Below are 14,176 nucleotides of genomic sequence, written 5' to 3'. Positions count from 1 at the left end.
CGACTATGAAAAAAAATACACTTATACGTTTTGCAGTTCTCCTCTTTCTATCTACAAGTTTAATCGCTTGCGGAAATAAAAAGGAGAACAATAACAATATAACCGATCAAAACAAACCGTGGTCTGTAAAATTAGCAGAGTCGGAAATCAAACGTTTCCCTGAAGCATGGATGATAGAAAAGGCTAAATCTCCCAGATGGGGATACACTCACGGATGTGTAGCTAAAGCTATGCTTGATTTGTATAATCATACACATGACAGTACTTTCTATAGATATTCTAAAGGGTATGCCGATACCTTAATTACTGCTGAAGGCTCGATCAAAACATATCAGTTCGAAAAGTTCAACATAGATAATATCAATGCCGGAAAGATTCTATTTCGGTTCTATTCCGATACAAAAAATAATAAATATAAATTGGCTATCGACACATTGGTTCTTCAAATGGAAAACCAACCACGAACTAAAGTCGGCGGATATTGGCATAAACAAATATATCCCGATCAGATGTGGCTCGATGGTGTATATATGGCTGAACCTTTTTTAGCTGAATATGCAGCACAATTTAATAAGCCAGAAATGTTCGATGATATAGTCAAACAATTCACGCTGATAGACAAATATTGCTACGATAAAGAATCAGGGTTGTATTATCATGGATGGGACGAAAGCCGTAAACAGAAATGGGCAGATCCTAAAACAGGATTATCTCCAAATTTCTGGTCGAGAAGTATCGGTTGGTATGCGCTCGCTTCGGTAGATGTATTAGACTATCTACCACAAGATCATGCCGGACGAAAAGACATACTGAATATTATAGATAAATTGGCTAAGGGGATTACCAAATGGCAAGATCAAAAATCAGACACATGGTATCAGGTTACCAATTTAGGCGATCGTAAGGGTAATTACCTCGAATCATCAGGTTCTGCTATGTTTGTTACATTTCTGTACAAAGCTATTCGCAAAGGATATATAAGTAGTGAATATTTAGCATCGGCAAATAAAGGATTCGAGGGTCTGATAAAAGAATTTACCAAGTTAGAAACGGATGGCACATATACAATAACTAATTGTTGTGCTGTTGCCGGATTGGGTGGAGAAAAAGTATACAGAGACGGATCATTCGAATATTATATCGGAGAACCTGTTATCGAAAACGACCCTAAATCCGTTGCACCATTTATCTGGGCTGCCATAGAAAACGAAAAACAAAAGAAACAGAAATAATACCATGAAATTTATTACCAAACATATAGTTCTATTTTTTGCTTTAGCTGCATCTTTAAGTATTACAGCTCAGGACAACAATAAAAAGAAAAAAGAAAAACCGTGGGACAATGGAAGATTAATTGTCAGCGACAATAAACGTTATTTACAACATGCCAATGGCAAACCATTTTTCTGGTTAGGAGAAACAGCATGGCTTTTACCTTCCAGATCGAATAGAGACGAAGTTGATTTTCTGATGTCCGAAGTTCAAAAAAATGATTATAATGTTTTACAAATATCAGTACTTCATACTATTCCGGCTATGAATGTTTACGGACACGAGGCTTTACCCAATGGTTTTGATTTCAAAAACATAGATCAAAAAGGTCAATACAATTATTGGAAACATATAGACTACATCGTAGAAAGAGCTCAAAAAAGCGGAATATATGTAGGCATTGTTTGTGTTTGGGGAGGTCCTGTCAATGAAAAATTAATGACAGTTGAAGATGCTAAAAAATATGGAACATTTCTGGTAGAAAGATACAAAAAGTACCCAAACATAATCTGGTTTATCGGAGGTGATATTCGTGGCGATGTACAACCCGAAGTTTGGCAAACATTAGCTAAAACAATACGAGCACAAGATTCCGAGCACTTAATGACATTCCACCCCAGAGGTCGTACCTCTTCTACCACTTGGTTTAATAACGAAGATTGGTTAGATTTTAATATGTTTCAATCAGGGCATCGCAGATACGGACAAAGGTTCGGAGATGGAGATTATCCTATTGAAGAAAATACCGAAGAAGACAACTGGCGATTTGTTGAAAGCAGTTTAGCTGTATCTCCACATAAACCAGTAATAGACGGAGAACCTGCTTACGAAGATATTCCTCATGGATTGCACAATTCGGGCGAAAGATATTGGCAAGCCGAAGATGTACGCCGATATGCATATTGGTCTGTTTTGGCAGGATCGTTTGGTCATACATACGGACACAATTCGACTATGCAAATGCTGCGCCCCGGATATCTGGCTTCTTTTGGTGCAAAAAAGTCTTGGTGGGATGCACTGCACGATCCGGGATGTTTACAAATGAAATACCTGAAAAAATTAATGTTGGCTTTTCCTTTTACAGAACGGATTCCCGATCAGAGTATTATTGCCGATACCAATGGAAAACAATACGAACGGGTAATCGCAACCAGAGGTAACGATTATATTTTAGTATATAACTATACAAACCGTTTGACCAAGATAGATATGACCAAGATCAGCGGAACTAAGAAAAAAGCTTGGTGGTATAGTCCTCTTGATGGACATACTGAATTTATCGGTGAATTCGACAACGGATCGAAAGACTTCATCAACGATTCGGGATACAGAGCCGGTAACGATTGGGTACTGATCATTACAGATGCAACAAAAACATATGTAGAAGACAATCTTCAAGAAAAAAAATAAATGATGAATTTCAAACGTATTATATTGTTTTGGGGTGCACTAAGTCTTTTTATCTCAGTCCATGCGATTGAGATAAAAGACTTACGTTGCGAATTAATGACTAATCCTGAGGGCATAAGTACTACCACTCCCCGCTTCAATTGGATCATAAAATCAAATGAGCGCAACTCGCTACAAACTTCTTATCAGATATTAGCATCCAGTTCCCCTGAAAAATTAAACGAAAAAGATGCCGATTTATGGAATTCGGGAGTCATCAAAAGCGATCAGTCCACTTTAGTCAAATATGCGGGAAAAGCTCTTAAATCGAGAGATATAGTCTATTGGACAGTAAAAGTTACCACCAATAAAGAAAATAGCGGATGGAGTACTCCGTCTCATTTCTCAATAGGGTTACTTAATTCTAACGATTGGGCTGCTCAATGGATCGGGCTAGATAAAGCTTTCCCTTGGGATAGCGAAACTCAACATTCGAGACTATCGGCTCGTTACCTCAGAAAAGAATTTACCTCTGCCAAAACTGTAAAATCGGCTAAAGTATATATTGCAGGGCTAGGTCTGTATGAACTTTATATAAACGGTAAGCGGATTGGAAATCAAGTTCTTGCCCCAGTCCCTACAGATTATGATAAATCTGTTACTTATAATACTTTTGATGTTACATCACTCATTAAAAACGGAACGAATACTGTTGCAACTATTTTAGGAAATGGCCGCTATTACAATATGCGTCAAAACTTTAAACCGCATAAAGTAAAAACTTACGGCTATCCTAAAATGCGACTTCAGCTTGAAATAGAATATACCGATGGCAGCAAATCGTTTGTCAACAGCGACAATAATTGGAAGGTAACATCTGACGGACCTATCCGATCAAATAATGAATTTGACGGTGAAGATTACGATGCTACCAAAGAATTACAGAACTGGAATCTGAATAGTTTCAATGATTCTAAATGGACTAAAGCATCTGTAGTAAGTGCTCCATCGGGCAGTCTGATTGCTCAGATCACCGACAATATGCGTATAAAAGAAGTACTGAAACCTATAAGAGTAAAACCCTTAGCAAAAGATACTTTCATTATCGATATGGGTCAGAATATGGTCGGATGGCTTCAACTGAAAGCACAAGGACATAGAGGAAGTAAAATAACTATCCGCTTTGCAGAATCATTAGATAATAATGGACGCCTAAAGCGTGATAATTTAAGAAGTGCCCTATCTACTGATACATACATACTGAAAGGTTCGGGTATTGAAACATGGGAGCCATCGTTTGTTTATCACGGATTCAGATATGCCGAAGTTACAGGATTTCAAAGCATCCCTACAATTGACAATTTCGAAGGAAAGGTCATATACGATGATATGGCTACAATCGGTGAATTTAGCTCTTCGAATGAGCTATTGAATCAAATATATCAGAATGCATATTGGGGAATCAGAGGTAACTATAAAGGAATGCCTGTAGATTGCCCTCAACGGGACGAAAGACAGCCTTGGCTAGGAGACAGGGCAACGGGCTCGCTAGGAGAAAGCTATATTTTTGATAATACCAGATTGTATGCCAAATGGTTAAATGATATAGAACAATCACAAATGCCATCGGGACAGCTTCCTGATATGTCTCCCGGATTTTACAAAACATATTACAGTGATAATATGACATGGCCCGGTACTTATCTGATGGTGGCTGATATGATATACCGTCAAACAGGAAATGCCGACCCTATTATAAGTCATTATGCCTCTATGAAGCAATGGCTAGAATATATGAGGAGTAAGTATATGACTACTTCTTACATCGTCACCAAAGATAAATACGGAGATTGGTGTGTCCCGCCCGAATCAAAAGAACTGATTCATTCTCTCGATCCTGCCCGAAAAACAGATGGGGAACTAATATCAACAGCTTATTATTTTTATTTCATGCAATTGATGCAAAAGTTTGCTAAGATTGCCGGACATGAGAGTGATATACCTCAATATGTCAACTTAGCTGATCATATCCGCACAGGTTTCAACAATAAATTTTATAATAACGCAACCGGTCAATATAGCAATTATACCGTAACAGCCAATCTTTTACCTTTGACTTTCGGTATTGTAGACAAGGAAAATGAAGATCGTGTTTTCAAGAATATGATGTATCGTATCGTTCAGAACGATAAACTGCATATAAGTACAGGGGTTATCGGTACTCAATGGTTAATGCGTGAACTGTCGAAACGAGGATGTACTGATGTTGCATATACTATTGCTACTCAGAAAGATTATCCGGGATGGGGATATATGATCGAAAACGGAGCAACTACTATATGGGAACTGTGGAATGGAAATACAGCCAGCCCAAAAATGAATTCACAAAACCATGTGATGCTTTTAGGCGACCTTATTGCATGGATGTACGAGAATATTGCAGGAATCAAGAGCCACGAAACGCATACAGGATTTAAGTGGTTGTGGATGCACCCTACCCCAACCGAAAATTTGAATCAGGCAAAAGCATCTCATACCACACCTTATGGTCTGGTAGAAAGCGATTGGACATTAAATAAAGGAATCTTTACATGGAAGATTACCATTCCTGTTAATAGTAGAGCTAATATTCTTATACCAGCTGCCGAAATAAACGACATTACCGAAAACGGTAGACCTATTACTGATGTAGAAGGGTTAAAATTTGTACGGAAAGAAAACGGACGTATCAATCTCGAAATAGGCTCGGGCGAATACTCATTTACTTGTAAATATGGTGTTGCACAAGATCGTTGGAGAGAGGGTATTATTGCCGATGAATTTATTTGCGAAAAACCGTCTTTCCCCGAAAGTCATGCTTCTACCATTGCCGAAACTAAAGAAGGATCAATAATAGCCTCTTGGTTTGGCGGAACAAAAGAACGAAACCCTGATGTATGTATCTGGACAAGCCACTATATAAACGGTAAATGGACTGAACCAAGAAACGTTGCAAACGGAATCGTGAATGACACTCTTCGCTATGCTTGTTGGAATCCTGTATTGTATCAAGTGCCAAATGGTGAACTTCAATTATACTACAAAGTAGGACCTAATGTCGGAGGATGGATTGGAAAAGTAATTACATCAAACGATGGAGGTTATTCTTGGTCTGAACCGAAAGACCTACCCGAAGGATTTCTCGGACCTGTAAAGAATAAACCTGTACTCCTTAAAAACGGATTACTGATTTGTCCATCGAGTACCGAAGGCGGAGCTTGGAGAACTCACCTTGAAGTGACTAAAGACTTTGGCAAAACATGGTCTATGATAGGTCCTATCAACGAAGGTAAATCAATACATACCATTCAACCATCAGTACTTACTTATCCTGATGGAAAATTGCAGATTCTGTGTAGAACGCAGGAACGAACAATAGCACAATCGTGGTCTGCCGACAATGGCAAAACTTGGTCAGAATTTAAACCAACGATGCTTCCCAACAATAATTCGGGAACAGATGCCGTAACATTACAAGACGGACGTCAATTGCTTGTATATAACCATGTATTGCCCAATGATACACTGAAAAAGGGTAAAGGACTAAGAACTCCTTTAAATGTAGCAATATCCGAAGATGGTAAAGTATGGTATGCAGCTTTAGTTTTAGAAGACTCACCTATCAGTCAATATTCATATCCATCAGTTATTCAATCATCCGACGGATTGGTGCATATTGTTTATACATGGAGACGTAAAGCCATTAAACATGTGGTCGTAGATCCTTCTAAATTAGTTTTATCGAAGATCGAAAACATGGAATGGCCTTCACTTACCGAAACAGCAGAAATACAAGTGGTAAACAATCAACGATACAAAGTTTCTGTTTGTGACTGGATGATGCTGAAACGTCAAAAAGTAGGGGCAATGGAGCTTGCTAAATCATTAAATGCAGACGGTCTTGAGCTTGATATGGGAGGTTTAGGTAAACGCGTCAGCTTTGACAATAAACTAACGGAAAAGCATTTTCAGGAAATGTTTATTGCCGAATGTAACCGGTTAGGTATACAATACAGTTCTCTGGCTATGTCGGCTTTTTACGGGCAATCGTTTGCCAAAAGAGACAATTACGAACAACTGATAGATGAATGTATTGCTACGATGAAAGCAATGGGTATCAAAGTAGCTTTTCTGCCAATGGGTAATCAAAGCGATTTAGTAAAAGAACCCGAGTTATACAATACGGTTGTAGAAAGGCTGAAAGTGGTGGCTAAAAAAGCTGAATCTGCAGGAGTAGTTATCGGTATCGAAACTACCTTGACTGCTAAAGAAGAAGCAAAGTTGATCGATAAAATAAACTCTCCGTCTATAAAAAGCTATGTCAACTTTTCGAGTATTATTAAACGTAATGGTAATATTATCAAAGATCTAAAAACTCTGGGTAAAGATCGTATCATTCAAATTCATGCTTCAAACACCGATGGGTATTGGTTAGAAAACGATCCTGCAATCAATATGCCCGAAATAAAAAAGACATTGGATAAAATGGGATGGAGCGGTTGGCTTGTAGTAGAAAGATCTCGTGACACTAATGATGTACATAATGTGAAGAAAAATTATGGAGCAAATGTTCGATACCTAAAGCAAGTATTCCAATAATAAGGACTCAGGTCTTTTAAATGAAATCAAATAAACACGCTGTATAATGATTAAATATATACATACACTCTTTGCATTCTGCTATGCTTTTGCATTATCAGGAGCAGAGATATATGTCTCTACCAAAGGCAATGACTTTGACGATGGCAGTAAAAATAAACCCAAAGCAACATTAAACGCAGCACTAAGAGAAGCACGTGAGTACAGACGTCTTTCGAAGATAAAGAAAGATGAAGCAATACATATTAAGGTAAATGGAGGTACCTACAATTTGTACGAACCTCTCTTTATCCGTCCCGAAGATTCGGGAACAGAATCAAGTCCAACTATCATCGAAGCAATAAACGGAACACCTGTTTTAAGCGGAGGTATGCAAATAAGTAACTGGAAAAAAGAAGGCAAATACTGGACAGCTTCAGTTCCCCGATTCAATGGTAATCGGATAACCTTTAGGCAATTATGGGTAAACGGCAACAAGGCAATCAGAGCTCGTAATGTTTCTGATTTCGAAAAAATGGACAGAATCAGAAGTAATGATAAAAAGAATGAAACACTTTGGGTTCCTGCATCATCTGTAAAAGGTTTAGAAAATGCACCGAATCTGGAGTTAGTCATCCATCAAATGTGGGCTATTGCCAACCTTCGGGTTAAATCGATTGTTGTACAAGGCGATTCGGCAGGTATCAAATTTCATAATCCAGAAGCTCGCATACAGTTTGAGCATCCTTGGCCTCAACCTATGATAAAAGAGGGATTTAATTCTGCTTTTTATTTTACTAACGCTTTTCAGTTAATCGATAAACCGGGAGAATGGTATCACGATATCGATTCTAATAAAATTTATTATTTGCCCCGATCGGAAGAAGATATGAAAACAGCCGAAGTAATTGTTCCTACACTCGAAACTCTAGTAGATATAAAAGGAACTATCGACCGCCCTGTTAAGCATATTCAATTCAAAGGTATTGATTTTCGATATACAACATGGACACGTCCATCCGAAAAAGGGCATGTACCTCTTCAAGCCGGAATGTATCTTTTGGACGGCTATAAACTACGTCCACCCGGAGTACACGGAAACTTGAATAAAGGGATAGAAAATCAAGCATGGATAGGTAGTCCTCCGGCAGCAGTAATGGTTGAATTTGCCGAAAACACCCTTTTCGACAACTGTAAATTTCAACATCTGGGTTCTTGTGGAATTGATTTCATTTCAGCTTCCCGATACGATATTGTTAATGGATGTACATTTTCGGATATTACAGGCAATGCCATGCAAATAGGTAAAATGTCTGACATAGGTATGGAGAGCCATTTACCGTACGATCCTTCGGACAAAAGAGAATTATGCTCTTATCAAACTATATCGAATAATCTGATAACCGATGTAGCCAACGAAGATTGGGGATGTGTAGCCATCTGTGCCGGATTTGTTACAGACATCAATATCGAACACAACGAGATCAGCGAGATATCATATACAGGTATCAGCCTTGGATGGGGATGGACTAAAACTGTTAATTGTATGCGCAACAACAGAATACATGCCAACTATATACATCATTATGGTAAACATATGTATGATGTAGCCGGCATATATACTCTTTCGGTACAATCGAAATCGTTCATCACAGAAAATAGGGTCGAAGATATTTACAGCCCCTCGTATGTGCACGATCCTCAGCATTGGTTTTACTTATATACCGACGAGGGCAGCTCTTTTATTACAGTAAAAGATAATTGGACTCCTCAAGAAAAATTCCTACAGAATGCAAACGGTCCGGGAAATACTTGGGAAAACAATGGTCCGATGGTTGCCGATTCAATCAAAACGAGGGCGGGACTGAAACCTGAATACAAACACCTTAAAAGTCTATGAACCATGAAATATAAACTAATATTAATTATGCTTTGTGTATCCGTTTCCGGCATATTTGCACAAAAAGCTACATGGATATACTACCCAGGCGATTTTGAAATATGGCTGGGCAACGATATGCAAAACCGACGTACCGAACGAGGTGCATTTTTTCCTCCTTTTTGGAAAATGGACAGCCATTATGTATTGGTCGAATTTTCTAAGAAACTAGATTTAGTAAAGACTGAGAAGGTAACCATTGCTGTAGAAGGTCAATATAATGTAAAACTAGATGGGAAATTATTGACAGGCAATCCATCTAATATTACTATTCCAGAAGGAAAACACAGTCTGAATATAAAAGTACATAATCAGGCGAATGTGCCATCGGTATATGTACAAGGCGAAACATTCGGTTCGGATAATACATGGCAGGTAACATTCGAAGACAAAGAATGGATTGACGAATCGGGTAAAGCATCCGATACATCGTCAGGTACAGTATACCTCAATGCCGGATCGTGGAACTTCAATAACATCGATACGCCTCCTTCTAAATTCAAATTAGAGACAATACCATTGGATGCTGTTAAAACAGAACCTAAAGATAATGGACTACTTGTTGACTTTGGAAAAGAAACATTCGGTTTCATTCAATTCAAAAATCTGAAAGGATTAGGAAAGTTGTATGTCTATTATGGCGAATCACCCGAAGAAGCCTTAACTAAAGAAACCTGCGAAACCCTCGATTTTTTTGATATAAAGAATCCCGAAGCAAAAGGCTTTACAGCTCCCGGTTCTAAAGCATTCCGCTATATCTATATCGAAAAAGATGAAAATGTAGTGTTCGATACTGTATTTATGTTATATGAGTATCTGCCTCTCGAATACAGAGGATCATTTAAATGCAACGATAATCTTATTAATCAGATATGGGACATATCAGCATATACTATGCACCTTACCTCCCGTGAATTTTTCATTGATGGAATCAAACGCGATCGCTGGGTCTGGAGCGGCGATGCTTATCAAAGCTATCTGATGAATTACTACCTGTTTTTTGACTCTCCTTCTGTAACACGAACTATGCTTAATCTTAGGGGTAAAGATCCTGTGACCAGCCATATAAATACCATTATGGATTATACATTTTACTGGTTTATGGGAATCTATGACTATTTACAATATACAGGTGATGAAGAATTTGTTAAACAATTTTATCCCCGTATGCAAAGCCTGATGGACTTCTGTCTTTCACGGAGAAATAAAAATGGATTGATGGAAGGTCTTTCGGGTGATTGGGTATTTCTCGATTGGGCAGACTTCAAGATGAGTAAGAGCGGAGAACTTAGCTTCGAACAATTACTTTTCTGTCGCAGCTTGGAAACAATGTCAATATGTGCAGAAATAATGAAAGATGACGAAGGCAAAAGAAAATATGCAGAATTGGCATCAGAAATTAAATCAAAACTATTCTCGGCATTCTGGTCTGAGAGTCAGCAAGCATTTGTCCACAATCGCGAAAATGGTGTTCAAAGCAAACAAGTTACACCTTATACCAATATGTTTGCTGTTCTTTTAGGTTATCTCGATACCGAAAAAACCGAACAAGTAAAACAAAGTGTATTACTTAACCCAAATGCTTTAAAGATAACAACTCCTTATATGCGCTTCTACGAATTAGAGGCTTTATGTAAGCTTGGCGAACAAGACTTTGTACTGAAAGAAATGCGCGACTATTGGGGAGGTATGGTCAATCTGGGAGCAACTTCTTTCTGGGAAAAATACAATCCGAATGAAACCGGTACTCAACATTTAGCCATGTACGGACGTCCTTTCGGCAAAAGCCTTTGTCATGCATGGGGGGCAAGCCCCATTTATCTGCTTGGCAAATACTATATAGGGGTAAAACCTCTAAAAGAAGGTTACAAAGAATTTGCCATCACTCCTGTATTGGGTGATTTGCAATGGATGGAAGGTTCAGTACCGACTCCTAACGGAGATATTAAAGTGCGTATGGATAGAAAAAACATCACAGTATCGGCAAGCGAAGGTGAAGGCTACTTGTCCTTCGAAAGCACATCCAAACCAAAAAGCAATCAAGGAACCATCGAAAATATTTCGAAAAATAAATACCGAATCAAAATTTTAGCTAATAAAGGTGATTATAAGATCACAGGAAAATTTTAAGGTCTCAGACCTATTTATTGTCCATCCAAGTATAACAGCAATTGATAGTTATAACTTTAAAATGCGACATTAAATACTTTCTGTTACTTAATTCGGGTCTCAGACCTTTTATTGACTTTGTAAACATTATAGAATTATGAATATCAGATTACTATTTACAGTTTTATGTTCAATCTTATTTCTCTCGTGTGCACAGGAGAAAGTAACGATTGTAGTAGAAGAAAACCCTTCGACGCGAATAACGTACGGAGTAGATAAATTAAAAGCGGCTTTAGAAGCGGCTAAGTATGACGTAAAAATTAATACTTCGGCTGACGAACGTACAGGAATCTTAATATCTGTTTCGGAAAATAAAACCGATTCTCTTGCTAAAGAAGGATACACCATTTCGAGCAAAGACAAAAAAATATCGATTATTGGAAATGATGCATCCGGAGCATTATATGGATGTATGGATATTATAAGTGCAATAAAAGATAATAAAAAACTTCCCTTGGATATCAATACCACCGAAAAGCCTCACATGGTTTTGCGCGGGACTTGTATCGGGGTGCAAAAACCATACTATCTGCCGGAACGTACCGTATATGAATATCCATATACTGAAGAAACATTCCCTTGGTTTTACGACAAAAATCTATGGATAAAGTATTTGGATATGATGGCTGAAAATAAGTACAACTCACTGTATTTATGGAACGGTCATCCTTTTGCTTCATTAGTTAAGTTAAACGATTATCCTTTTGCTGTAGAAGTAGATGAAGAAACTTTTAAGAAGAACGAAGAAATGTATGCCTTCTTGACTACTGAAGCCGAAAAACGAGGTATTTGGGTTATTCAGATGTTCTACAATATTATAGTGTCTAAACCTTTTGCCGAGCATTACAATATAAAGACTCAAGATCGCAGCCGTCCTATCACACCCCTACTTTCTGACTATACCAGAAAATCTGTTGCTGCATTTATCGAAAAATATCCAAATGTAGGATTATTAGTATGTCTTGGAGAAGCAATGGATACCTATGAAGATGATGTAAACTGGTTCACTAAAACAATTATTCCGGGAGTACAAGACGGACTTAAAGCTTTGGGGCGTACCGAAGAACCTCCTATCGTTGTTCGTGCTCACGATACAGATGCTAAAATGGTTATGGATGCAGCTTTACCCATATATCATAACCTGTACACTATGCATAAATACAATGGCGAATCGTTGACAACATATCAACCGAGAGGGTCGTGGTCTAAAATTCATACTGACTTGAGCAGCCTCGGATCAATACATATTTCGAATGTACATATCCTAGCTAATCTTGAACCATTCAGATTCGGATCTCCTGACTTTATTCAAAAATGCGTGCAAGCAATGCATAACATACACGGAGCTAATGCCCTGCATTTATACCCTCAAGCATCTTATTGGGATTGGCCTTATACGGCTGACAAAAGCGATCCTCGTTTATTAGAAATGGATCGCGACTGGATTTGGTACAAGGCATGGGCCAGATATGCATGGAACGAATCACTGGACAGAGATAGCGAAATCAAATACTGGACAAATCAGCTTGGCGATATGTACGGATGCGGCGATGCCGGAAAATACATTCTTGATGCTTACGAACAAGCCGGAGAAATATCTCCGAAACTGACCCGTAAATTCGGTATTACAGAAGGAAACAGACAGACATTCTTATTGGGAATGTTCCTCAGCCAATTAGTTAATCCGGCAAAATGGAAAGTATATCCGGGATTTCACGAATCATGCGGACCTGAAGGTGAAATGCTTATCGAATATATAAACAAAGAGTGGAGTAAACAACCTCACATCGGAGAAACACCTCCTCAGTTGATTTCAGAAGCGGTTGCACATGGCAAGGCTGCTGTAGAAGCAATAGACAAAGCAGCATCGAAAGTAACTAAAAACAAAGACGAGTTCAACCGTCTGAAAAATGATATATACTGCTATCGCGAATTTGCCGATTTCTTTGCTGCTAAAGTAGAAGCATCAATGCAAATACTTCGTTATACCCATTCGCAAGATATTTCGGATTTGGACAAGGCTGTTCCATACATCAAAACGAGTCTCGAACATTATCGCAAACTGGTTGATCTGACTAAAGATACTTATCTGTATGCTAATAGTATGCAAACGGCTCAACGTCGTATTCCTATCGGAGGCGATGATGCTAAGAATAAAACATGGGCTGAACTGCTTCCTGCTTTCGAGGCTGAATTAGCAAATTTCGAAAAGAATATAGAGTTTATTAAAAAACATGGAGGACAAAACACTAAAATAGAAATTCTGACCCCTGCTCAAGTAACTATCTCCGGTAATGTTCCTACTTATCCTATCAAAAAAGGAGATAAAGTATTTTCGAATCAAACTTACGTATTTGGAGACTTTGCCGAAGAATTGAAAAACATGAAGCTAATGCGTTTGAGTATGGACGAACAAGCTAAAAACGGCACATCTATCACCTTCACTTCAAAAGAGCCTGTAAATGTATTGGTCGGTTATTTTAACACCGAACGTAAAGAATATGCCAAAGCACCTACTCTCGAAACCGATGCCAGTGCAAACGAGTTCGGTCAAGGCGATGTTAAGATTGCTAATGCTATAGATGTTCCGGGCAGAGCTTCGGTTAATATTCATACCTACACATTCCCTGCGGGAACCAACACATTGTCTTTGGGCAAAGGAGCTGCCCTGATACTCGGTTTCACAAATGCCAATCAGAAAATAGACCCTCGTAATGCCGGTTTCGGTGGCGAAGGCGAATCGAGCAAGATAGACTGGTTATTTTATTAAGGTCTGAGACCCTAACACTT

General features: G+C 38.4%; 6 protein-coding genes and 1 pseudogene. All 7 read left to right on the top strand.

The window, feature by feature from the left end; all coding sequences use genetic code 11:
* Positions 1-5: 5 nt before the first annotated feature.
* Complete coding sequence (locus K322_RS0117855) at positions 6-1,232, top strand: glycoside hydrolase family 88/105 protein (RefSeq protein WP_026628103.1); 1,227 nt, start codon at positions 6-8, stop codon at positions 1,230-1,232.
* A 4-nt stretch (positions 1,233-1,236) separates the two neighbouring features.
* Positions 1,237-2,682, top strand: a complete 1,446-nt coding sequence (locus tag K322_RS0117850; RefSeq protein WP_035332550.1) for a glycoside hydrolase family 140 protein — start codon at positions 1,237-1,239, stop codon at positions 2,680-2,682.
* A gap of 3 nt (positions 2,683-2,685) precedes the next feature.
* Positions 2,686-6,435: pseudogene (locus tag K322_RS20010) on the top strand (family 78 glycoside hydrolase catalytic domain); the annotation flags it as partial.
* A 21-nt stretch (positions 6,436-6,456) separates the two neighbouring features.
* On the top strand, positions 6,457-7,299 hold the full coding sequence (locus tag K322_RS21420) for a sugar phosphate isomerase/epimerase family protein (protein WP_169714157.1): 843 nt from the start codon (positions 6,457-6,459) through the stop codon (positions 7,297-7,299).
* A gap of 46 nt (positions 7,300-7,345) precedes the next feature.
* Complete coding sequence (locus K322_RS0117840; protein ID WP_026628101.1) at positions 7,346-9,178, top strand: right-handed parallel beta-helix repeat-containing protein; 1,833 nt, start codon at positions 7,346-7,348, stop codon at positions 9,176-9,178.
* Between the two features lie 3 nt (positions 9,179-9,181).
* Positions 9,182-11,347, top strand: coding sequence for an alpha-L-rhamnosidase-related protein (locus K322_RS0117835; RefSeq protein WP_026628100.1), 2,166 nt, complete (start codon positions 9,182-9,184; stop codon positions 11,345-11,347).
* Between the two features lie 133 nt (positions 11,348-11,480).
* On the top strand, positions 11,481-14,156 hold the full coding sequence (locus K322_RS0117830) for an alpha-d-galacturonidase (protein ID WP_026628099.1): 2,676 nt from the start codon (positions 11,481-11,483) through the stop codon (positions 14,154-14,156).
* The last annotated feature ends 20 nt before the right edge of the window (positions 14,157-14,176 follow it).

The sequence above is a fragment of the Indolivaga capnocytophagoides DSM 22835 genome, assembly GCF_000426485.1.
GTDB classification, from domain to species: Bacteria; Bacteroidota; Bacteroidia; order Bacteroidales; family Dysgonomonadaceae; genus Dysgonomonas_A; species Dysgonomonas_A capnocytophagoides.
This window is presented reverse-complemented; position numbering and strand designations above follow the sequence as displayed.

Bases quoted from the DNA above. Each gene is read 5' to 3' on its own strand.
- K322_RS0117855 (WP_026628103.1), top strand. From the start codon at position 6: ATGAAAAAAAATACACTTATACGTTTTGCAGTTCTCCTCTTTCTATCT.
- K322_RS0117840 (WP_026628101.1), top strand. From the start codon at position 7,346: ATGATTAAATATATACATACACTCTTTGCATTCTGCTATGCTTTTGCA.
- K322_RS21420 (WP_169714157.1), top strand. From the start codon at position 6,457: ATGGAATGGCCTTCACTTACCGAAACAGCAGAAATACAAGTGGTAAAC.
- K322_RS0117850 (WP_035332550.1), top strand. From the start codon at position 1,237: ATGAAATTTATTACCAAACATATAGTTCTATTTTTTGCTTTAGCTGCA.
- K322_RS0117835 (WP_026628100.1), top strand. From the start codon at position 9,182: ATGAAATATAAACTAATATTAATTATGCTTTGTGTATCCGTTTCCGGC.